At 33.6% G+C, this 24421-nt stretch carries 12 protein-coding genes; 2 read left to right on the top strand and 10 right to left on the bottom strand.

Features of this window, described 5'->3' with window-relative positions:
- Positions 1-74: 74 nt before the first annotated feature.
- The 3 genes from EV196_RS05725 to EV196_RS05735 all read right to left on the bottom strand — a co-directional run bounded on the left by EV196_RS05725 (position 75) and on the right by EV196_RS05735 (position 8811).
- Positions 75-908 carry a T9SS type A sorting domain-containing protein gene (locus EV196_RS05725; RefSeq protein ID WP_132215977.1) on the bottom strand — a complete coding sequence of 278 codons (834 nt, stop codon included), beginning with the start codon at positions 906-908 and terminating at the stop codon, positions 75-77.
- A 384-nt stretch (positions 909-1292) separates the two neighbouring features.
- On the bottom strand, positions 1293-4439 hold the full coding sequence (locus EV196_RS05730; protein WP_132215980.1) for a carbohydrate-binding protein: 3147 nt from the start codon (positions 4437-4439) through the stop codon (positions 1293-1295).
- A gap of 202 nt (positions 4440-4641) precedes the next feature.
- Complete coding sequence (locus tag EV196_RS05735) at positions 4642-8811, bottom strand: hybrid sensor histidine kinase/response regulator transcription factor (protein ID WP_132215983.1); 4170 nt, start codon at positions 8809-8811, stop codon at positions 4642-4644.
- A 419-nt stretch (positions 8812-9230) separates the two neighbouring features.
- Between EV196_RS05735 and EV196_RS05740 the strand changes: the two genes are divergently transcribed.
- Both EV196_RS05740 and trpB read left to right on the top strand, forming a co-directional pair.
- Positions 9231-10802 carry a serine hydrolase gene (locus EV196_RS05740; RefSeq protein WP_165876109.1) on the top strand — a complete coding sequence of 524 codons (1572 nt, stop codon included), beginning with the start codon at positions 9231-9233 and terminating at the stop codon, positions 10800-10802.
- 206 nt (positions 10803-11008) lie between these two features.
- A complete protein-coding gene (trpB, locus tag EV196_RS05745) occupies positions 11009-12208 on the top strand; it encodes a tryptophan synthase subunit beta (RefSeq protein WP_132215986.1) in 1200 nt (399 codons plus the stop codon).
- Between the two features lie 294 nt (positions 12209-12502).
- Here the strand turns inward: trpB and EV196_RS05750 are convergent, their stop codons facing one another.
- The 7 genes from EV196_RS05750 to EV196_RS05780 form a co-directional block, all read right to left on the bottom strand.
- Positions 12503-13918, bottom strand: a complete 1416-nt coding sequence (locus EV196_RS05750; RefSeq protein ID WP_132215989.1) for an alkaline phosphatase — start codon at positions 13916-13918, stop codon at positions 12503-12505.
- Positions 13919-14065: 147 nt separating this feature from the next.
- Positions 14066-15574, bottom strand: coding sequence for an aminotransferase class V-fold PLP-dependent enzyme (locus EV196_RS05755; protein ID WP_243652183.1), 1509 nt, complete (start codon positions 15572-15574; stop codon positions 14066-14068).
- Between the two features lie 464 nt (positions 15575-16038).
- Entirely contained in the window at positions 16039-18216 is a 2178-nt protein-coding gene (locus EV196_RS05760; protein WP_132215992.1) for a right-handed parallel beta-helix repeat-containing protein, read from the bottom strand.
- A 49-nt stretch (positions 18217-18265) separates the two neighbouring features.
- The gene (locus tag EV196_RS05765; protein ID WP_132215995.1) at positions 18266-20419 is read right to left on the bottom strand and encodes a right-handed parallel beta-helix repeat-containing protein; all 2154 of its coding nucleotides are present in this window, start codon (positions 20417-20419) and stop codon (positions 18266-18268) included.
- 104 nt (positions 20420-20523) lie between these two features.
- The gene (locus tag EV196_RS05770) at positions 20524-22020 is read right to left on the bottom strand and encodes a sulfatase family protein (RefSeq protein WP_132215998.1); all 1497 of its coding nucleotides are present in this window, start codon (positions 22018-22020) and stop codon (positions 20524-20526) included.
- A 20-nt stretch (positions 22021-22040) separates the two neighbouring features.
- Positions 22041-22904, bottom strand: a complete 864-nt coding sequence (locus EV196_RS05775) for an SGNH/GDSL hydrolase family protein (protein ID WP_132216001.1) — start codon at positions 22902-22904, stop codon at positions 22041-22043.
- Positions 22905-22913: 9 nt separating this feature from the next.
- Positions 22914-24380 carry an alpha-L-fucosidase gene (locus EV196_RS05780; protein WP_132216004.1) on the bottom strand — a complete coding sequence of 489 codons (1467 nt, stop codon included), beginning with the start codon at positions 24378-24380 and terminating at the stop codon, positions 22914-22916.
- Positions 24381-24421: the final 41 nt, after the last annotated feature.

Consider the following 24421-nt stretch of genomic DNA (forward strand, 5'->3'; position numbering starts at 1 on the left):
TAGTATTTTAAACATGCCCATGAATTATAAAACCCATGAGCATATTTATTAAGATCTTGTCTAGTTGACTTGTTTTAATTAAGTATGATTTTTTTGGTAAGTACTGATGCTTCTCCTGATATTTTCACCACATAAATACCTTTATTAAAAAAAGGAATTGAAAGATTGGTAGATTTAGCAACCGAACTATGTACTTGTTTACCTAAAAGATCGAACACTTGTACTTTTGCGTTTAACTCACATTTTACGATATCAATTTTGTTTTCTCCGCTGATGACTTTGGTTAATGATTTATTTGCAACATCATTAACACCTAATGTAAATGGATTAGCCGCAGCGTAATCTTTTATAGCTTGAACTGAAGCAAATGTTTTAATCCAACCTACATATACAGATGTTACTCCTGAATCATCATAAAAATTAAACAATAAACGATCTATTACTTTTGCCCCAGAATCATCTAATCCGACCAAAGGAGTGGCATTGTTATTATCTAAATCGAAGTTTTCGCCAGCCATATCATAGAAAATTATATTTTGTGCAATCAAATCTGGATCTGTAATAGGGTTTCCTTTGTCTAGATACCAACCTTGGCCAATACCATCAACATCAATAAACACATAATGCCTTGTATTTGGTACAGCTGATAGCTGCATCGCCAAATATGGAAAATTAGTTTTATCAAGACGAAGAGGTGAAGTGCCAGTAGTAGGAGCATAATCGAACCTTTTAACATTACTTCCATAATCAAATTTTAATGCCCCTTGGGCAACTGTACCCCCTATAAAACCTTCTGTGTCTCCATCTGTATCAAATAAAAACTCAAAATCTGCAGATTGAGCATTTAAGTTGACATTCATAAAAAACAATGCTACAAATAACATTGATACTTGTGTAATTTTTTTCATAATAAAATAGTTTAATGGTTAATAATTAATTTTATGTAAAGTTTTTCAACTTTATAATGACTAAATATTTAGCCTTATTTTATATTACACAATGTTAAAAATTAATAGACTAAGAGCTTCCAACTTATAATCCAATCCATCAATATTATAGCCCAAAACCCATAAAAAAGCAAGGATTTATGGAGTGTGACAAAAAGTATTCATTTGTAATTCTATTCTTTTTTTGCAACTAACATTTTGAATGAAAAATAAAAACCCATCGTTTTGAGACGATGGGTTTTAATTATAATTTTTTTAAATTTCTAGAGTAGTTCTGGATATGATACATCATCTAAAACCATTCAAATAAAATCTTATTTTGCAGTATAAAAACCAACACTAAACTTATTCTTTAATTATTTTCTTAGTTGTTATAATACCATTATTCTTTATGCGAACAAAATAAATACCACTAACAAAATTGCTAATATCTATTTGTTGCTCATTATTTTCAATTTTGGTTTTAGCTAATAATTTCCCCACAACGTTATAAATTTCAACATCTGCACCTAAACTTTTGGTTATTGTAAAGCTACCTTTTACTGGATTTGGATATATGGTTACTACATCATGTTTTAGAGCATCTACACTCAAAGGATGAGCAGCAGCATAGTCTTTTATTGCTTGAACGGAGGCAAATGTTTTAATCCATGCCACACCTACCGTGGTTGCTCCTGTATCATCAGAACAATTAAATAGCAAACGATTTATTTGTCCATCCTCTAACTCAGTTGTCGTAAAATTTGCACCAGCCATATTATAATAAAACACATTGACAGGATCCAAGTCTGGATCTGGTTCTGGATTCGCTTTGTTTTTGTACCAAGCACCAACTTTAGTACCCCCAGAGCTTGTGGTCTCAAGGAACATATACCGTCTTACCGATGGTGTTGCAGTAAACTGTATCGCTAAATATGGAAAATTTGCTTTATTAAGACTCACTGATGAAGGCGGGTCAATAAGATCAAACCTTTTTGTGGAACTTCCATAAGTGAAGGTAAAAACTCCATCTGCCACACTACCATTACTCCAGCCCTCTGTATCTCCAACTGTTTCAAAAAGAAATTCAAATTCACCAGGCTCCAATGGTTTTTGTAAATACATTGGCAATGTGGTTTTAGCAATACCAGGGCCTTCATACATGACTTCCAATAGGCTAATAGCACTAGATGCTGTAAAGTATTCCACTTTTAATTCATAATATCCTTCATCTAAACAGATAGTTACACTTTCTTCTTGTGCATTGGTTTTTAACCCATCGTTATCAAGAATAGTAAGTCCATCTATTGTTATCCTCGAACCATCATCAGAATTGGTGTAAAATGTGTAATTACCAGCTGTTGGGGCATGTATATAACCTTCAAACACAAATCCATAATTATTGGAACTTGTAGCTTCTGTTAAATTTATTGCTGAAATCTCTCCTGTTTTTATAGGTGTTTCCAAAGCAAAATCTGGAAGCGCAGTCCATACACCTTCATAATATTTATAATTAACTGCTTCTCTAAAATTAGTAATGGTTGTTACAGGACTTACACAAGCTAGGGTGTTAATATTTAAGGAAATATTGTTAAGCTCAAATGAATTACTAGCACCACTAAACATCACTTTTAAAGCTTGTACGCCTTTTGTTAAAGTTACATTAGTTGCAACCGTAAAATCTTTCCAATCGGTTAATCCTGTTGAATTTGGCGAACCGAAAGGAACAGTTACATCTGCGGTAACGTCTACACCTCCCATGTTAAATTTAATATTTCCATTCCCATTTGCTGATGCATATCTAATAGAAATATCATAGGTTCCATTTGCAGGGACATTTACGGTATAGTTTAACCATTCCTGATCTTCTATGTTTGTGATGCAATATCCACCTTCTGAACACACTTTTACATCTACACTTTCATCTGTTCTATAGACGCCTCCTTGATTATTTGAAGAAACATCATGATATGTTTTGTCTTGTCCATCTGTTACAAAATAGTCAAAGTTTTCTACTTCAATTTTCATAGGCACGACGTTCATCTCATAGATTGGCACGCTATTACTATCAAAACCATTTATGGGATCTCCAGGACAACCTTCAACTCTTCCATAATTTAATGCTCCCCAGCCTGGAGAATCTGTAGGACTATCAGATTCAACTTCATACGCTCCTGTAGTGGTAATATTATAATCTCTTGTTCTTTGCGTCCAAACATATTCCGAGGCATCTAAATTCATACGGTATTTATAATGCTGCAAAGGTTGTTCCCAATATGGACGACCTATATTTTCTCCCCTACTGAGTCTAGTATTATCGGTATCATAAAATGGACAAATTTGTTTATTGAACGTACGAGCAGTTCTGCTATACCTTTGGTAAAAATCATCTGGATTAACAGGTTCCCAAGGCGTTGATTGGTCTGGGTAAGTTTGTAAATAAGACAAATTATATCTTGCACCATATTCTAACCCTAATAAAATACGGTTATCAGCAAGACTGTATAAATCATCCCCTTGATTCCAAGCTATTTCAGCAATTTGGGCAGTTAGCGAAACACCATATAAGGCGTGAACTTGATCGCGTGCACTCTCTTGACTCTGCCCATTTTCGTATATGTAGTTGGTAATTACCCCATCATAACCATAATCAGGCGTCGTAAATTGCTGTGTCCAATTATAGTTAATTCTATAATCGTTTTCTGAAATTATGGTCGTTGATGTTTTAGGTCCTGATTCATAAGGAAAATCATCCGTTCTATGGGTTTGTCCACTTACATAACGTACTGCTCGGTCGTAGATAATTTCATTATCTAAGAAAATTCCAATTGCTATCATGCCTTTAAAAGCCGCTAACTCTTGGTTTCCTGCTCGACTAGGATCACCATTATAAACCCCCCAGTAAAAAGTGTGGTTACCAGCATCAATATCTGTTTGAGGAATGGTGGTATTGGAATAACCAGGGTAAACCAACATATCACTGAATTTTTGCATATCTGCTTGATCCCATCCTGCATTACTATGCTTAATTAACTCGGCAGCGTTAACCAAAGGAGCTATATACAGACCTACGTTTAGAGGCGTACCACCAACTCTTGTTAAATTACTCCATGTATTTAGTATTTCAATGGCTTTATCAGCATGACGTTGGTCGTCTGTATACCAATACATCAAAGCATTTTGATAGGCCGCAATCATATCCGACTCGTAAACGCCCTTATTTATTGCTGGCTCTCTACTTATTTCGGTAAGGCTTGAATTTCCTTGTACAACATAATCATAACTAGAAGGCGGATCTGCTTGTAATCTAGCAAAAGAACTTGACCAAGGCTCAAGGCCTGCTTTAATGGCATATTTGGCACGTTCTAAATCTGACTTCTTATGATGAATTCCTGGATGTACAAACTGGGCTTGTATGGAGCCTATCATAGTAAATAAAAAGAAACCAAATAAAAATATTTTCCTTTTATTGTGAATATTTTTTGTGAAATAATTAGTAATGTTTTTTTCCATTTTTATTGAATTATTTAGTTTTAGTTTTGAAAAATAAAATTACATCTATCTACAAAAAAGTAACAGAAACTATAATTCAAAACATCAAACTTATAGTCCATTTTATAATAAAAATGAAGTTTCTAGTTTTTTATAAAAAAATAACTGGATGAATTTGGATTTAAAATAACAGTGGATTTAAACACTAAAGAAATAAAGTTCTCTATGACTTCCTGTGCTTTTCAACATACTCACTTGGTGTTAACCCAAATAGTTCTTTAAAGGTTTTCCCAAAATAGGTTGTAGAATTAAACCCTGTCATATATGTTATTTCCTTAATGGAATGACTGCTTTTCTCTAATAGTTCAGATGCATATTTCAACCTTATTGTTCTTATAAAATTGCTTGGGTTTTGACCCGTTAGAGTTGTTATTTTTCTGTAAAAATGAGACCTTCCAACACCTACTTGTTTCAATAGATCACCTAATTGAAAATTTTCATCGCTTATATTATCAAAAATGATTTTTGTTACTTTTTCTAAAAAAGCCTCATCCATCGAGTTTGTAGTAAATTCGCTAGAAGGAAGAATAGCTCCTAATTTCGAGAATTTTTCGCGTAATCGTTCTTTAGAATCTAGAAGATTTTTAATTCGAGATCTAAGCAATCCTATTTTAAAAGGTTTAGGTAAATACGCATCGGCACCGTGTTCATATCCGGAAATTAAATCTTCCTCTCTGCTTCTTGCGGTTAATAGTATAATAGGGATATGGCAGGTTTCTAGTTTTGTTTTTAATAATTTACACATTTCATAACCATCAAGTTTTGGCATCATAACATCGCTAATTATAATATCAGGAAAATGTTTTAAGGCCTTTTTCAACCCTTTTTCACCATTTTCTGCCTCTAGTATATTGTAAGTATCATCTAAATCGTCTTTCAAATGCACCCGAAGTTCTCTATTGTCTTCTACAATGAGCACTGTATATTGCTTAGGCTCTGAAGTGTTGATTTCTTTACTTTCAATTGACAATTCTTCGTTAGAAACCAGCATATCATATTCCACTGCTTTCATAGAGTTTATTAAAAACTCATTTTTCTCATTTTCAACCTTTACTATCGCTCCTTTAATATCTATGGGTATTTTTACTATAAATTCAGTTCCTTTTTTATGCTTGCTATTTACTAAAATTTCACCTTGGTGCATTTCAACCAATCCTTTGGTAAAGTTAAGCCCTACGCCTGTACCCGATTTTGAAGCATCTAGATTGTAAAAGCGGGAAAACACTTTCTCCAACTGTTCTTTATTCATACCCCGTCCTGAATCCTTAACAACAATTTCTACATAATCGCTAAACTTATTCATTTTTAAATTCAAAACTTTTGGTTGGTTTGCTAAACGGGATTGAACTTTACTTATTGAGAACGTAATTTCACCACCACTGTTTGTGAATTTTATAGCATTAGATATTAGGTTTGTAATTATTTTTTCAACCTTATCATAATCAAAAACACATTCAATTTTATTGGTTGTTGCTATAAACTTATAGTCAATTTCCTTTTTTTCTGCCAGTTCTTTAAATAATAAGAAAATGGCTTTGCTGAAATTTACAATATCACCTCTCTCCAACTGCAACGGCGCCATTCCTGCGTCCATTTTTCGATAATCCAACAGTTGATTTACTAAATGCAACAAGCGTCTTGCGCTCCTTTGGGCTGTTAATGCTGATGATTTTACCACCTCAGAATCCTTAAAATTTCCAAGAATTTTATCGAGCGGATTTAAAATAAGTGTTAATGGTGTTCTAAATTCATGCGATACGTTTATAAAAAATTCGAGCTTCATTAAATCTAACTTGTGTTTTTGAGCTTCTTGAATTTTCTCTGTATACAAGCTCATAAAAACCCAAATTAAAACACTACCAATTATTATATAACCTAAGTAAGCCCACCATGTTTTCCAAAAAGGGGGCAATATCGTAATACCTATTGTACTAGAGCTTTGTTCACTCCATTCTTCATCAACAGATGCTTTTACTTCAAACACATAATCACCAGGTTGTAAATTTGAATAGTTAACGCTTCTGTTAAAACCCGCACTCACAAAATCCTCATCAACACCTCTCATTTTATATTTATATTTTACTTGATTTGGATTGCTTAAAAAGATAGCTTCAAATTCAAATGAAATATTATTTTCATCATACTTTAACGTTACATTTTGGGTTTCAGAAATAGCTTTATTGAGAAGAACACGTCCATTTATAGAATCGCCCGATTCAATTTTCCTATTGTTTAATCTAAAACTTGAAATTTTTGGGGTAAGAAGGATTATAGAATCTAAAACAATATTTCTTGGGTTAAAAATATTAAAGCCATTCAATCCTCCAGCGATAATACGACCATCTTTTGTTTTTTCTATAGATTTACTTTGGTATTCCGCACCCTGTAAGCCGTCTATAATGTTGAAATTTTTAAAATGATGTGTGACTGGATCTAAAAGAGACATACCACTTTTTGTTGTTATCCAGAAATTTTTATCATCATCTTCTTTTAAACCAAGCACTAAATCATTAGGAAGCCCATCCTTTGTAGTATAGCTTTTTATTAAATTTAAACGAGCATCTAGTTTATGCAAACCACTATCTGCACCTAACCAAATATTGCCTAAATAATCTTCTGTTATATAATTTATACGCAACCCTTTAATTCCTTTTTCTTCTATTTCTTGAAAATGAATCTCCTTTGGTATAAATTCCTTTAATTTATTTAAATCTACAAAGTTTAAGCCCTGTGTAGTACCTATAAATAATCGGTTTTTAGAATCTACAAACAATGAGAAAATAAAGTTACTGGCTAAATTATTTTTATTGTTAAATTGATTTTTATAATTGTGAAATTTACCTGTATTAGGATTGTAAAGACTTAATCCTTCAGTTTTTAAACCTAACCAAACTCTATTTCCAGAGTCTTCAACACCCGTCCAAACTGAATTTTGTGCAATGGTGGTTGTATCTCTTTCACTATGCAAAAAACTATTAAATTGATTGGTTTCTGGGTTAAACCTATTTAGGCCTCCATCAAAAGTACAAATCCATATAAACCCATCTTTACTCCTAAATATATATAATATTTTATTGGAACTTAAAGAGTTATTGTCTTTGGGGTTATGGACAAAATGTTTAAACAACTGTTTGTTTTCATCAAATAGATCTAACCCATTATCATATACCCCTAACCAAATTCGTTGCTTTGAATCTTCCAAAATAGATTGGACTATTTCTCCATTTAACCCGTTTGGATTGTTTGGCTGGTAATAATAATGCCCAAAGGAGTTTTTAGATGTATTTAATTTGCTAACGCCTTTATTGTAACTACCAATCCAAAAAATACCATCGGTGTCTTGAAATATTTTAGTTGGTAAATTATTAGGCAAGGAAAAAGGATCGGATGGATTATTTTCAAAATGTTGTACTAATTTTTCGAAATTTTCATCAAATAAATACAATCCAAAACCATCTATAGACACCCAAATTAATCCTTCTTTATCTTCGTAAATATCTTGAATAGGTGCTTGTTTATCTATTACTGAAACATGGTTAAACGTGTTAGTTTTTCTATTCCACAGCACTAAATTTGAAAGATCGTTTCCAATCCAAAAATTCTCTTTACTATCTATATATACTCTTTTAGATAGATGATTTAATTCATAATCTTTCTTGTTTTCAATTAAAATTTTATCAAAATCATCTTTCCTGCGGTTATATTTGTTAAGATATGGCCCGTTTGTGCTTATCCAAATATCATTATTTTTATCCTTCAGAATAACATTCACATTATTGTTATCTAAAGATTTTTCATTAAGCTTATTATTTACATAATGAGAGGTTTTTAAATTTTCTAAATCAATAAATTCATCGTTTAAAATAATTTTTACAACACCGTTATTTGTACCTGCCCAAATGGTATTTGTGCCATTATTGTATAGCAATTTATTTATAACTACAACTTCGGAGCTTGTATTGGCTTTTTTAAAAATGTTAACTCGAGAAAATTTATTGGTTTTTTTATTGAGAAAATCCAATCCTCCATTTGTTCCTATCCAAAGGTTACCATATTTATCATCAACAATTGAATTGATTCGTGCATTACTAATAGAACCTTCAATATTTGAATTTGGTCTAAAAACCTCAATATTGTAACCGTTGTACTTGTTTAAACCATCTATGGTTCCAAACCACAAATAACCATCGTCATCTTGAAAAATATCTATACAGGTACTGCTTGAAAGTCCGTCGGCAGCATCAATATTTTCGAATTTTAAATTATTTAGTTGGGCTGTAACTGAAAATTCTATAAGACAGAAAACAATTAAACAATACCATTTTAATTTCATTCCTATTTTTAATTTTTCAAATTTCAATTATAACTGTAGATGAAATACAAACTTAATAAAATTGTAATTAACATATTTATATTTGGTTACAGATAAAAATAAACTCAATTTCATTCTTTAAAAAATGGTTATTTAATTGGTTGGTTTTAAACTCGACACTTTCATGAAGAATAACTTTTATTGGTTTTAAACTAAAATTAATAACCTTATCAACAGATTACCCGTCGCTTAAATACAGCCCATGCGAAAAGACCAACAAAAAATGCAATTAATTTATACAACACAATAAGATTACATTTATCTTTAGACTTCAAAACACCAAATATGGTATATAAATTAACAGCGTAATCCCGATAAATATCGGGACAATTTTAATCTGTTACCATATTTCAGGACAAGACAATAAAAACCAACCATTTATGAGACAAATAATTTTTAAACTATTTACAAGTCTTCTTTTCACTTTATCCATAACTAATGTTTGTTATAGTCAATATTCTACTAAACAAGTTGATTCTATCATGGCATATGCTATGGACACATTTAATGTAGCAGGAGTAGCAATGGCTATAGTAAAAGATGGAAAAATAATCCATTCAAAAGGCTATGGTGTTAAATCATCTGTCAGCAAAAATTCCGTAAATGAACATACCAATTTTGCAATTGCATCTAATAGTAAAGCTTTCACCACAGCTGCGTTGGCTATTTTAGTTGAGGAAGGCAAATTATCATGGCATGACAAGGTTAAAGATTATATTCCTGAATTTAAAATGTATAATCCGTATGTAACTGAAAACTTCAATATTCAAGATTTATTAACCCATCGCAGTGGTTTAGGTTTAGGGATTGGTGACCTCATGATTTTTCCGGATGGTTCAGATTTTACAATGGACGATTTATTACCTAGTTTTCAGCACTTTAAGCCTGTATCTGCTTTTAGAACTCAGTTCGATTACGATAATTTATTATATATAGTAGCGGGTGAAGTTATTAAGCGAGTTTCAGGCATGTCATGGGAAGATTTTATTTCAAAACGGATTTTCCAACCTCTTAATATGGATAATTCATACGCCGCATTAGACAAGATAAAAGATAAAAGTAACTTGGCAAAGCCTCATGATTCAAATTCTGGCACATTAAAAGTGTTACCAGATTATCAAGAAATGATTAATGGTGCAGCAGGTGGTATTTATTCAAATGTTGATGATATTTCTAAATGGATGCTGATGCATTTAAATAATGGAAAGTATGGTGATAGTCTAAAAAATCAACTATTTACTCAAGAATCACAACATGAAATGTGGAAAATACATACCGTAACCGAAGTAAATAGAAATCCGCGTTACAACTCACATTTTGCTGGTTATGGTTTGGGTTGGGATTTGTCTGATATCAAAGGAAATATGAGTGTTTCTCACACTGGCGGGCTTCCAGGCATGTTATCAAAAACAATTATGATTCCAGATATTAATTTAGGTATAGTCATTTTAACAAATACTAGTGATGATGGTGCAGGCATATTTGGAGCCGTATCAAATACCATTGTTGATAGTTATTTGAGTTTAGATAATTTTGGATGGATAGACAAATATGCTACGTATTTTAAAAACAGAAAGGAAGAAGGAGATGCTATTACTAAAAAAGTGTGGGAAGTTGTTGAAAGTGTTGATGACTCTCATTTAAAATACGAGGACTATATAGGTATTTACAAAGATGCTTGGTTTGGCAATGTGGAGGTTTTTATGAAAGGGAATACATTATGGGTAAAATCTCATAAATCACCAAAACTTAATGGACCAATGTATTTTTATAAAGGAAATACATTTACAGTTAAATGGGAGTACCAAGACATGAATGCTGATGCTTTTGCCATGTTTTCTTTAGATGAAAATGGAAAAGCTCAAAGCATAAAAATGAAAGGAATATCTCCTAATATAGATTTTAGTTTTGATTTCCATGATTTAGACTTAATAAGAGTTGATAGTAATTAATAAGCTGCTAACATTGTCAATAAGTAAGACTTAAGTAGCCCGAAATTAATCAACTTAAAATTTGAATAAGTGAAATGGCATTATTGATTTATTAATTGAAGATTCATGGAAGAAAAAAAGTTTTACATCCATCATCTAAAACCTTAAAAACAGCAAAAAATTCATTAATTTTTTCAGTATTTATATATTAATTTAAAAAATATTTTATGAGTAATTATTTTAAAGAATACCCGAATAGTGAGGGTTTTTTCGAAACTTATGGCGGTGCTTTTATTCCGCCCACATTAGAAGTTGAAATGAAAAAAATAACAGATGCTTACCATACCATAAGTAAATCTCACAATTTTATACAAGAACTGCGTAGTATTCGTAAACATTATCAGGGTCGCCCAACACCTGTTTATTATTGTGCTCGTTTATCGGAAAAATACGGTGGGCGTATTTATTTAAAACGTGAAGACCTAAACCATACAGGTGCACATAAACTTAATCACTGTATGGGCGAGGCACTGCTTGCTAAACACTTAGGTAAAAAGAGGCTTATTGCAGAAACTGGTGCAGGCCAACATGGTGTAGCGTTGGCTACCGCAGCTGCTTATTTTGGCTTAGAGTGCGAAATACATATGGGCGAGGTCGATATTAAAAAAGAGCATCCAAATGTGGTACGTATGAAAATATTAGGAGCAGAAGTTGTTCCTGTTTCACACGGCTTAAAAACCTTGAAAGAGGCTGTTGATTCGGCATTTGAATCCTACCTTAAAGATCCTGAAAACACGATTTATTGCATTGGGTCTGTGGTTGGCCCTCATCCATTTCCTATGATGGTTCGTGATTTTCAGCGTGTAGTTGGAATTGAAGCGCGTGAACAGTTTCTAGAAATGACCGGTGAATTACCTGATAATGTGGTTGCTTGTGTAGGCGGAGGAAGCAATGCCATGGGAATATTTTCAGCTTTTCTTAATGATGAAGAATGTCAGCTTTATGGAGTTGAGCCTGCTGGCCGATCTTTAAATTTGGGCGACCATGCAGCAACCATGAAATTCGGAACTCCAGGTATAATTCATGGTTTTAAATGTTATATGTTAAAAGACGAAAAAGGAGAACCTGCACCCGTTTATTCTGTTGCTAGTGGCCTTGATTATCCAGGTGTTGGACCCGAGCATAGTATGCTTAAAGATAAAAAATCGGTTAATTACGATAGTATAAACGACAAGGAAGCAATTGATGCTTTTTACGAACTAAGTCGTTTAGAAGGTATTATCCCTGCTCTGGAAAGCGCTCATGCAGTTGCTTATGCATTAAAGCTAGCTAAAGAGCAGCCTCAAAAATCCATATTATTAAATTTAAGTGGTAGGGGCGATAAAGATATCGACTTTATTGTAGATACTTATGGTTTGCCCGAATAACCAAAATAAAATTATCACATCACACAATCAAACACTTTTACAGACATTAAAAACTAATTTATTTTGGAAATAGAAGTGTTTTGATTGTGGGTTAGTGATTGTAAAAATTGACAATTAAATAATAATAAATTGAGGATACAACACATAGCATTGTACATGAGGATATAAGTGATTTTGGGAGTTTGTGGCTTATAAAAAAATTAATAAAACTGATAAGAATTCGATTCGAAATTCCGCACTATCCCTTAGCAGCAAGATATTTTGATTCAGTACAACATAGTATACCTACTCAGGTTAATAGTTGTTTTCAACTTCAGCTGCTTCCAGCATTAAATAGTGCAAATCGGTATTTTTAATAAAAGGTTTTAATAAATCACTTCCGGGTCCATACATTGCTAATTCTACATAATCTGCAGAGTGGTTCATACTAATCCAGCCAACTGAGTTGTGTTGTTTTTGAATTTGAGCTAATTCATTAAAAGGTAAATGTTTTGGATTATATAGTCCATCTTCAACATTTAGTTTTGTATAATAACTTAAAAGTATATTTGCTTCATCTGTAGTAATTGCCATATTGTTGGCGTATTCAATTCTTTGTACTATTTGGGAGACTGATGTTTCTTTTCCAAAACCATTTAAAATCCATTCGTTGGTGTGTTTGTAGTTTTGAATACTATCAAATTGGTTGTTAGCATCTTTACCATAAATTACGCCCGGGTTGGCATTTCCGTGATCTGTAGTGATTATTACAAGTGTGTTTTCGTCTTTTTCAGCAAAATCTATGGCCACTTTAACTGCTTCGTCATGCGCGGTTTGATCGTATATTAAACCAGCAATATCATTACCATGTGCTGCCCAATCTACTTTTCCTGCTTCTACTTGTAACACAAAACCATTTTTATTATTTTTCATTCTGTCAATGGCTTTTTGGGTCATTTCAGCCAAGGTTGGAATTTTTTGAGTAAGTTCTTTACTGCTATTTCTATCGGCAGTATAAGGTAATCCATCATTATAAAAAACACCTAAAATTGGTTTGGTGTTCGTTGCTGTTAACATTTCGTCTCTAGTTTTCACAACTTGATAACCTTCAGCTTCAAATTTTTGGTACATATCTACCTTATCTTTTCTATAATCGGCAGAAAAATAATTATTTCCACCACCCATCATAATATCAAATTTTTGAGTTAGATATTTTTCAGCGATTCCTTCTTGGTCGTTTCTACTTTTGCTATTTACACAAAAGCCCGCAGGTGTAGCATGGGTTATTGGCACGGTAGTTACACAACCTGCCATTTTACCAGCATTTTTAAATTTTTGCCAAATTGGAATGTATGCTTCGCCTTTAGTTCCAATATTTAAACCTCCGTTATTTATTCTAAAACCACTTCCCCAAGAAGAGCTAGCAGCTGCAGAATCTGTAACAATAGAACTTGCAGAAGCCATATCCATTAAGGCTCTACTTACTTTATTATCCTTATATAATTGAAGCCAGTTACTACCTTTCCCTGTTTTTCTTGAAAGGTATAAATCTGCCATGTTTAATGTTCCAGTACTCATACCATCACTTACTAGTATAATTATGTTTTTTGCTTTTTTATTTTTATTTATTGTATCAATATCTAAGCTAGTTGCGCTTAGGTCAAAAGGAGCTAACAAAGAGGTTCCAAGTGCAAAAAGAGATCCGTTTCTAAAAAAATTTCTTCTATTCATTATTTGTAATTTTAATTTAAAACAAAGTTAATTTTATAATTTATTCAACACATAAAGTCCCATCCTATTTTCATCACAATTTCTATAAATTTATCTGTTTTTATAATTGCTTCAATTAATTCCATACATAAATTGCCTTTAAAGCATTTATAAATTAAACCAATCTCCAATTATATTTTGTTCATTATTTAAACTACTGATATGGATAAACTCATTTTTTACGCCATCATAGATGTAATCTTTTTTCCATTCATTATAATTTTGGGAGATACTTTCAATGGCATCACAAATAAATTCAATTTCAGCATTTGTCATGGTAGGATGCATGGACATTCTAACCCAACCCGGTCGTTCTATCATACAGCCCTCCAATATCTTTTTCTCGATGGCTTTGGATGTTAATTGATCTACATGTAAGAGATAATGACCATAAGTACCTGCACAAGAACAGCCGCCTCGTGTTTGTATCCCGAAACGATCATTCAAAAGTTTTACTACTAAATTATAATGAACATTATCAATAAAGAATGAAAACACCCCCAATCGGTCTTTGTGATTTTTAGCTAGAATATGCAAATTTTCAATTTCAGAAAGCCTTTTGAAAATTATAGAATTCATTTCATGCTCTCTATCTAATATATTTTGCACGCCCATTTTTTCTTTTAACTTAATGGAAAGTGCAATTCTAATAGCTTGTAAAAATCCTGGAGTTCCTCCGTCTTCTCGAGTTTCTATATCATCAATATAATCGTGATTTCCCCAAGGGTTGGTATAACTTACTGTGCCTCCTCCTGGATTATCTGGCACTAAATTTTTATATAATTTTTTGTTGAAAATTAAAACACCCGAAGTACCTGGTCCTCCTAAAAATTTATGTGGTGAAAACGTAATGGCATCTAAATATTGCTCTTCATCTTCTGGATGCATGTTTATTTGAACATAAGGTGCAGAACATGCAAAATCAACAAAACACAGACCGTTATTTTGATGCATTACTTTTGCAATATCGTGGTAATTGGTTCTTATTCCCGTAACATTCGAACAGCCCGTAATAGCCGCAATCTTTATTGGCACATTTGCATATTTTATCAATAATTTTTCCAAGTTTATAAGACATGGCAAACCTGCTTTATTTGAAGGAATCACCTCTACTTTAGCAATAGTTTCTAACCAGGAGGTTTGGTTAGAGTGATGTTCCATATGCGATACAAAAATAATGGGTCTTTTTTCATTAGGAACTTTGGTGTGATCTTTTAAGTTTTCATTTAATTTGATTCCTAGAATGCGTTGAAATTTATTAATAGCACCCGTCATGCCCGTACCTACGGTAATTAAAACATCATCTTTTGATGCATTTACATGCTTTTTAATAATATTTCTAGCATCATGATACGCATGCGTCATGACGCTTCCTGTTATAGATGTTTCTGTATGTGTATTAGCTACAAAAGGTCCAATATTGTTGCTTAGTTTAACCTCAATAGGTCTGTATAATCGTCCACTCGCTGTCCAATCGGCATATATGATTTTTTGCTTTCCATAGGGCGAATCAAATTCTGCATCAATTCCGATTATATTTTGTCTGAAAGGTGCAAAATAAGCTTCAAGAGATGATTGAAACATCATTTTGTTTTCTAAATTCTTTTCTTCGACCATCTAATTAATTTGTTTTAGTATACTTTACATCTTTCTTCCTACTAAATTTAGAAATAAAAATTGCTTACTAATAATACTATTTCCTAAAAACTAAAATCATATTATACAAAGCTATTTTGTGTAAAAAGTGTATGTTTTTAATCTATTTGCTATACTTAAAACTAAAGTAACTCTTTTATAAAAAAAACACCCTATAAAAAATTTGAAATCTCGTCTTTTAACTATTTATGATATACTTCATCATCTGGAGCGTATACCATGAGTGCTATTAAATTCTCTTCAATTGAAAACATCATTCTGTTTACAAGAGCAAACTGTCTCCTCTTGCTATCATGTAAAAAAGGAAAGTCAAGAATTTTTTTCTTGACTTTCCTTTTTTTACTAAAATTTTTGGGAATTTTTCCTTAAAAAGAGAGTCTTTAAGGTGTATTTATTGGCTCACTTTTTATGAAATACAATTTTCTTTATTTTGTACGTAATCCTATCATGGAAAAATCAATAGGAACAATGCCCATTTCTAGAGCAGGAGAACCTGGTTTAAATGTAAAATCACCATTTTCCGGATCAACAAATAGAGGATCCACTGCTCTACTATGCTTATCCACACCATCATTTTGATTCTTTTCTATAAGTTCCTTTCCTTTGCTCAAGTCTGCTTTATTAAAATAAATATTATAATCGGTATCAGCATCCTTGGCGCTTGCTATTACGCGTCCTCTTCGGTCTTCAGAAGCCCCCTCTTTCCCAGGAGGCAATTCATCTATAAAACTGCCCATTTCTGTGACACTATATAAAATATTCCGTTTAATGGTTCCGCCAGTTAAAGGACCTTCTCGTAATGATAAATAATAGCCTCGGGGTGGTGCAATGATGTCCGCAACAATGTTATTTTCCACTTTGTTATCTAGCTTGGTAAGAATGCCTTGCGAGGTACATTTGTAAATTAAATTTTCTGTAATTAAAGTACCCGTTTGTCCACCATCTGTACGAATGGCTGCTTGCATAATCATATCTGCTACCATGTGATGGATATAATTACGACGAATGATATTATCTCTACCTGCTCCACGAATATAAATCGCATTCCCATCTCCCAACCTTTCCATGGCGTGATGGATTTCATTGTTTTCAACAACGTTATGATGGGTATGCAAATAAGGTAAAACGTCCGCAAGACTTACATCTTTCGAGAATTTAGGTACTTCATTACGACGTATTGTACGTGTTAATTCTCGACCGTTAGGACTTTTTGCAAAGAAATCAGTCATACAACCCGATAGAATAATGGCCGTATAATCGGTATGATGAATCAAATTATTTGAGATTTGATTTTCACCACTTTGCCAAACAAAGATTCCCGGTGAATGCCAATAAATTTGCCCTACATGATGGATATTATTGTTGTAAATGGTATTCTTTTTGTTCACATCTTTTGTGCCTGGTCCATAACCGCAAAGCAAAATACCACCGCCTCCAAGATGTTCTATATGGTTATTTGAAATAGTATTATTCATCCCATATAGATCCACACGAATAGCACCACTGCCGCTATCAAGAAAATGGCACTGCTCAATCACGCAATTTTCTGTTCCACGGAGACGCACTAAAGCATTATCTTTATCGTGCATATCCCAATCGTGCTGCAAACCAGCATCATTTGGTTTTATTGTATAACGTTCGCCATGTTTAAAAGTAAGCCCTTTAAAATGAAGGTTACGAACCGGAACATCTGTTGGACCTTCTTTATCAATCTTACCTTCTACACGGATTAACTCAAACAACTGTGGAGCTACAACTTGAGAATCGTTTCGTGGCCAAAGGTACACTTTGCCTTCTTTTGTATTTAACACCCATTCGCCCTTTTCATCCAATACTTCCAACACATTTTCAACCCAAGCATTCTCTGTTTCTGGTAAAAAATGGAGTCTGTTCATGGCATAGGTAGCGTCAATAGAAGTGGTTGCAGTGCTTGTTTTTTCATCAACCGATGTTAATGGCAGTATATTTGAAATCCAAGCATGATGTGGTCTTACTTTTATTTCAACATCGGTGACATTGGACCAATTTTTCAAAAACCCATCAGGAAATTGAAGTTTATTTTTACTATTACCACCATCTCCTGTGATGATGCCTTTTGATTGTGCTCGTGGTAACATACCTTCGTCATCATAAAGGGTTAAAAACTTATCTGAAACATGGGCTACCATAATATGACCTTTAGCAGCATTTGGTAATCCCGGAATATCTGTCGTCACTTTTTGCCAACCTTTAATTTCTTTCCCTGAACTAAACACGGGTTGTTCATTTGGATAAGCAGCGTATGTAATAGTAGATTTACCTTCACCAGAATCCTCTAAACCGAATACAACGGTCTTGTTCAGTTTGTAAACGCCATCGCGAATCAAAACCACAATATCTTCAGATTTGCTTTTTTTCAAGATACGTACTGCATTTTTTGCTTTTTCCAAAGTGGCAAAAGGGCCGTCGGTACCTTGGGGATTTGGATTCGCCAATGTTCCTGACCAATTATCGGACCCTTTGTTAGACACATAAAAATCAGCGTTTGAAACCGCTGTTGTTTGGGCTGTACTGATTAGACATCCAAATATTAGGGTTAAAACTATAATCAATCGTTGTTTCATTATTTACTTTTTGTTTAATTATTTTAATGGTTCGGCAATCACTCTGCCTTTACTTAGACCTACGTAAACCAATCTTCGACACATCAATAGGAACGATGCCCATTTTAAGCGCTGGAGAATCTGGTTTAAAACTAAAATCGCCATTTTCTGGATCTACAAACATGGGGTCGAGAATTTGACTATTTGCATCTACACCTTTGTTTTGCAATTCCTTCAAGGTTTTTTCAGCAATACGATTATCTGCTTTACAGTAATAGATATTATAGTCTGATGCAATATCCTTCATTTGTGCAGGTTCTCTGCCTCTGCTATCTTCATCTACCAATCCGGATCCGGGGGATGGTTCAGAAATAAACGTGCATTCATCTGTAGTTGAATAAAAAATATTTTTTTTATTGCTGGCACCGTTCATCGGACCTTCAACAATTTTTAAATAGACACCTCGGGGTGGTGCAATAACATCTGCTATAATATTATTTTCAAAACGGTTGTTCAATTTTAAGGTCATTCCTTGTGAGGTACATTTGTAGATAATGTTTTCTGAAATGAGTGCATCCATTTGTCCACCATCGGTCCTAATACCACTTTGTTTTCCTGTTTCGGCAACGAGATGATGCACATAATTACGACGGATGATGTTACCAGCGCCAGCGGCACGAATGTAAATGCCGTTACCATCACCCAACTTTTTCATCACGTTATGAATTTCGTTGTATTCAATAATATTATTTCTACTGTGCCAATAAGGTCGCACCACATCGGCGGTCAATTCTTCGGGCAATTCACCAATTTCATGCCACCTGATGGCTCTATATTGTTCACGTTTATCAGCATGCTCAAAAAAACGAATCACACAGCCAGAAACAATGAGTCCACAATAATTAGTATCATGTATCAGGTTGTTGGCTACTCGGTTTTCACCACTATTCCAAAGGAAAATGCCCGGGGATTGCCAATAGATTTCCCCAACATGATGTATATTATTATTATACACTGTATTATGCTTATTTACGTCTTTTGTTCCAGGGCCATAACCGCAAAGTAGTATGCCGCCTCCGCCCATATATTCGATATGGTTATTGGATATTTTATTATTGATTCCATGTAAATCTACACGGATGGCTCCACTTCCACCATGTAAAAAATGACAATCTTCAATCCCGCAATTTTCGGTACCTCTAAAGCGTACCATCGCATTATTCTTGTCGAGCATGTCCCAATCGTGTTGGAGGCCCGCATCATCCTTGGTTAAAGTATAGCGTTCGGCATGTTTAAAAGTGAGTCCTTTAAAATGAAGATTTCGAACGGGAATATCCTTTGAGCCATCGAAATCAATTTTACCTTCTACACGAATGAGTTCTAAAAGCTTTGGTGCCCATATAGGTGAATCGTTCCGTGGCCACAGGTACACTTTTCCTTCCTTGGTATTCAACACCCATTCCCCTGGTTTATCTAGTACTTCCAAAACATTCTCTACCCAATATCCTTTACTTTGCATCGCATAGGTGGCCTCAACTCCCACACGAACTACTCCTTTTTCTTCATCAACCGATGCCAATGGCAACATGTTTACAATCCATTCTCTGGTAGGGCGCACTAAAATTTCTACATCTTCAACATTTGGCCAGTTTTTTAGCTCGCCTTTCGAAAAATAAAGATCATTTTCTGTACTTTTCTTTAAAGATTTGTATGGCTCTGATTGGGCTCGTGGCAACATACCTTCTTCATCATAAAGCGTTAAAAATTTATTCGAAACTTCTGCAACCAACAACTTTCCTTTGGCTTCTTCTGCTAATCCGGGAAGATCAGTAGTCACTTTTTTCCAACCTTTGATTTCTTGTCCTGAACTGAATACAGCTATTTCATTTGGATAAGCAGCATAGGTGATAGTTGATTTATCATCACCAGAATCTTCTAAACCGAAAACTACGGTTTCATTAAGTTTATAAACGCCCTCACGAATGAGCACCACTATATTTTTTGATTTCTTTTTTTTCAAAATACGTACCGCATCCTTTGCACGTTCCAAGGTAGCGAAAGGCCCATCTGTGCCTTGTGCATTGGGACTTTCCAACGTGCCAGACCAAGTATCGGATCCTTTTGTAGATACATAAAAATCTGCCTCTATGTTGGAAGCAGTTTGAGTTGTACTACTTTTACACCCAATAATTAGCACAAAAATTGCAATCAACAGTTGTTTCATTTTTTCTATTTATTAAAATAGGATTATTAATTACCCTTGGCACGAAAGATTTGAACCAAATAATATTTTCAACAGTTACAGTGAATCAATAAAAAGAGATACTTTTAATTTATTTTTCTTTCAAATAATGAGCCGTATTTTTCATAATCATTATATTTTACCCCTTCATTTCTCCAATGGTTTAATTGCTCATCATATAGCTTTCTCATTTTATTTAATTGCGGTTTAAGCTCAGGTTGATTTGCAATATTTACCATTTCATAAGGATCATTAGCAATGTCAAATAATTCTTCGGTAGGGTGAATTCCTTTTTCTTCATCTTTAAAATACCAGTAAATATATTTATACCTATCATCCATTATCGTAAAGCAATGGGTCGCTTTTGGGCCCCATACTTGAATGATAGGGAGTGATTTTCTTGCTTGAAAATTGTTATTACTTAATACCGGTTTTAAACTTTTGCCATCGTAAACGTTGGGGATTTCAACCCCTGCAAAATCAAGTATGGTGGCAGTAATATCAACATTACCAGACAACGAACTGGATTTTATGTTTCTTGATTTTTTTCCCAAACGTGGGTCTACAATAATAAGCGGAACTCGAGCACCTTCTTCATAAGGAAGCACTTTAGAACCTAAACCATGTGAGCCATTAAAGTATCCATTATCTGAAGAAAAAATAATGATGGTATTATCATCTATTTTTAATTTTTTAAGTTCTTCCAACACCATACCAATAGAATAATCGACGCCGTAAATAAGTTGATTGTATTTGTGTAATTCTTTTTGATAGGTCTCATCTTTATCATAACCCCATTCCACAAATCTTGGGTACTGTCTTCCCATTCTAGATTGTTCTGCAAGATGTTTTCCAGCTTCGCGACCGTAATTAGGCAATTTTCTAAACACCGTGTTTTCATAAACAGAATCGAAAACCGGATCCGGTTGCGATGGCTTATGAGGCGCCTTAAAGAAAACGCTCATACAAAAAGGTTCTCCTTTTTTTACAGATTCATTTATAAAATCGATACTAGCGGCACCATAAGAGCGCGTACTATGAGGATATTCCTTAGCATATTTAGCCATCGATTCATTTTCTTTGGTTTTGTATGAAGTTTGCCCTGGGCTACCTCCCCAAAAATCGAAATCTTGTTTTACCGTTTCTCCCTCTTTTCCAAATCCATCATTTGAATCGGAAACTGAAAAACCAAACTTACCTGCGAAACCAACTCGGTAACCTGCTTTTTTCAACAATAAAGGATACGAAGTTGACCATTGTTTTGTTCCTAAATCACCATGATCAAAATTACAACCCGTTTTGTATTCAAACTGACCCGTCATTACATTGGCTCGACTTGCCATACAAATAGCCGTAGTATTATAATGTCTAAAAAAAGACACGCCGTTATCTGCTAATTTATCTAAATTAGGTGTTTTTACATCTGGATTTCCAAAGTGTTTCATGGTGTCATAAGACTGATCATCCGTAAAAAAGAAAATGATATTCGGTTTTTTTTCTGTTTTTGATTGTGCTCCACACGAGTGAAACGTTAATGAAGCCATGCTTACTATTAAACAAATAAGCTTTTTATATTTATTCATGATTTTTTATTTTAAATAATTTATTTCTCGTATTCTTTAAATTTACCTTTAATTTCTGTAGCAGATGGACAATCAACTGGTTGAACATTTAACACACTGGCTATTTGTTTTGCTACTTCAATTCCAATTAACCTATAGCCTTCTGCTAGATAGTGTACGCTTCCTGGCTTATCTTGATATTTTTTTATTATTGGAATTGAAAAATCGTGCAAATTATTAACCGTAATCTCTGGATATTCTTTCAAAACTTTAAGAGCCACTTTGTTATATTTCAATTCATCATCTTTAAATCTACCAGCTTCTCCATCAGGAACCACTGTTGTTGTTGCAAATATTAGTTTAGCTTTTGGATAGGTGGTTTTTAGATATTTGATATTATCTCGCAGATTTTTTTCGTAAACTTCAAGAGAAGACACCAATTTTCCATTTACTTTATCAAGTTGTCCTTTTAAAACATATTTCAAATCGTGTAACCCGACATTAAAATGGATAACATCCCAGCTAAAGTCCCAGCCACCTTTTAAATCGGGTTGAAACAATGATTTTCTGAAGGTTTCCATCTTTGAAATGAGGTCGTGACTTGAGCCTCCATTTACATGCAACCTTATAACATCTGCCTTTCCTTTTAAAGACGCTCTTACATATTCCGTATATCCGATAGAAATGGAATCTCCATAAATGAATACTTTAGGTAAACCAGGATTAGGTTCTATATATCTAAATTGATATCGGGTTTCATTTAATTTACTCAGATTGTTCCAGGCAGCTTTACAAACGTCACATTCTTGATGGAACGCTTCTGCAAATAGGTTTACAGGTATGAAAGTAGCTAGACCAAATGCACTTATGGTTTTAATGAATTCTCTTCTGTTTGGATTTTTCATGGTTAAAAACTATTTTATGTTTTCTGAAAATTCAATTTTAAGTGCATAACCATTTGAATTGTAATTATCTTGGTTTAAAGTTACTTCCAATCCATTATCGGTTTGTTTCCATTTTACTTCAGATTCACTACTTAATAGGCTCACATTTTTTATTTTTCCCGCATTTTCTTGGGTTAAACTTTTAATGATGACAGGTTCCTTAGCATATTCTAAAGCAATGGCATACAAATTATTGTCTTTTTGGGTAAACCAAAAATCTTGTGGTGTAAATTGGAATTTTAAATTGTTGTTATTGGCTCTATCATGAGTACCATTCATTTCAATTTTAGTAGGTCCTTCATGGGTAACTTTCCATTTTCTGGTATTGTATATGGCTTCACCATTAACTTCCAACCACTTTCCAACTTCTAATAGATTATTTACCGATTCAGAAGGCACATGACCTGTGGCATCTGGCCCTATATTCAACATATAATTCCCCCCTTTACTTACAATTTCGGTTAACCAGAACAATAGTTCTTTTACAGATTTCCAATCGTTATCATAAGAATTGTATCCCCAAGAATTGTTTGTGGTACCTACGGTTTGCCAAGGTTTAGTAATCGCTAAATGATCTTGAGGGATTTTGTTGTCTCCTGGAATATCGAAATCTCCTAATTCATTTCCAACTCTAGAATTCACTAACATGTTTGGTTGTAAATCGTAAGCTATTTTATAAAACTTTAAACTTTGTTCTGGCGTTACATAATGCGGGTAATCGTACCACAACGTTTTCAAATCAGGAAACTTTGTTAATATTTCCTTTACCTGTGGATACGCTTTATTTTCCAAGTATTCTGAAAAGGTATTTGGGCTTGGATCCCAAGTGTTAACACCTGCTTTACGCTTTACCCTATCGTGTTCTTCACCTCCTGAGGCTAAATATTCCGAAAGACCGCAATCATTCCCATCCATCCAATCAATATTGTGTGAGTAATATAAACCAAAATCGATACCTTGTTTTTTACAGGCATCATACAGTTGTTTCACCACATCTTTTTTATAGGGTGTTGCATCTACAATATCGTAGTCGCTTACTTTAGAATCGTACATAGCAAAGCCATCATGATGCTTAGATGTGATTACTAGATATTTCATCCCGGCATCTTTTGCTAATTTTGCAATGGCATCGGCATCAAATTGAGTTGGGTTAAATTGCGTTGCTAATTGTGCATATTCGTCCCTTGGTATTTCGGCACCAAATTGAATCCACTCTGCTACTTTAGGGCCTTTTAATTCCTCCATCTTTTTCCCTTTCCAAATACCTCCTGGAATGGCATACAAACCCCAATGGATAAACATACCATATTTAGCATCATTGAACGCTTCTTTAGGCTGTTCTTTTGAAACATTCATTTGTTCATAAGTGAGCGTCTTAGTTGTTTTACAACTTAGAAAAACTGTTGCTATGAATACTAGTTGAAATAGTTTTTTCATCTGTCTATATATACTATTTATTTTTTTTATTGGTTACATGT

Source organism: Mariniflexile fucanivorans (assembly GCF_004341235.1).
GTDB classification, from domain to species: Bacteria; Bacteroidota; Bacteroidia; order Flavobacteriales; family Flavobacteriaceae; genus Mariniflexile; species Mariniflexile fucanivorans.

Bases quoted from the DNA above. Each gene is read 5' to 3' on its own strand.
- EV196_RS05730 (WP_132215980.1), bottom strand. From the start codon at position 4,439: ATGGAAAAAAACATTACTAATTATTTCACAAAAAATATTCACAATAAA.
- EV196_RS05780 (WP_132216004.1), bottom strand. From the start codon at position 24,380: ATGAAAAAACTATTTCAACTAGTATTCATAGCAACAGTTTTTCTAAGT.
- EV196_RS05725 (WP_132215977.1), bottom strand. From the start codon at position 908: ATGAAAAAAATTACACAAGTATCAATGTTATTTGTAGCATTGTTTTTT.
- EV196_RS05760 (WP_132215992.1), bottom strand. From the start codon at position 18,216: ATGAAACAACGATTGATTATAGTTTTAACCCTAATATTTGGATGTCTA.
- trpB (WP_132215986.1), top strand. From the start codon at position 11,009: ATGAGTAATTATTTTAAAGAATACCCGAATAGTGAGGGTTTTTTCGAA.
- EV196_RS05770 (WP_132215998.1), bottom strand. From the start codon at position 22,020: ATGAATAAATATAAAAAGCTTATTTGTTTAATAGTAAGCATGGCTTCA.
- EV196_RS05740 (WP_165876109.1), top strand. From the start codon at position 9,231: ATGAGACAAATAATTTTTAAACTATTTACAAGTCTTCTTTTCACTTTA.
- EV196_RS05735 (WP_132215983.1), bottom strand. From the start codon at position 8,811: ATGAAATTAAAATGGTATTGTTTAATTGTTTTCTGTCTTATAGAATTT.
- EV196_RS05750 (WP_132215989.1), bottom strand. From the start codon at position 13,918: ATGAATAGAAGAAATTTTTTTAGAAACGGATCTCTTTTTGCACTTGGA.
- EV196_RS05755 (WP_243652183.1), bottom strand. From the start codon at position 15,574: ATGGTCGAAGAAAAGAATTTAGAAAACAAAATGATGTTTCAATCATCT.
- EV196_RS05775 (WP_132216001.1), bottom strand. From the start codon at position 22,904: ATGAAAAATCCAAACAGAAGAGAATTCATTAAAACCATAAGTGCATTT.
- EV196_RS05765 (WP_132215995.1), bottom strand. From the start codon at position 20,419: ATGAAACAACTGTTGATTGCAATTTTTGTGCTAATTATTGGGTGTAAA.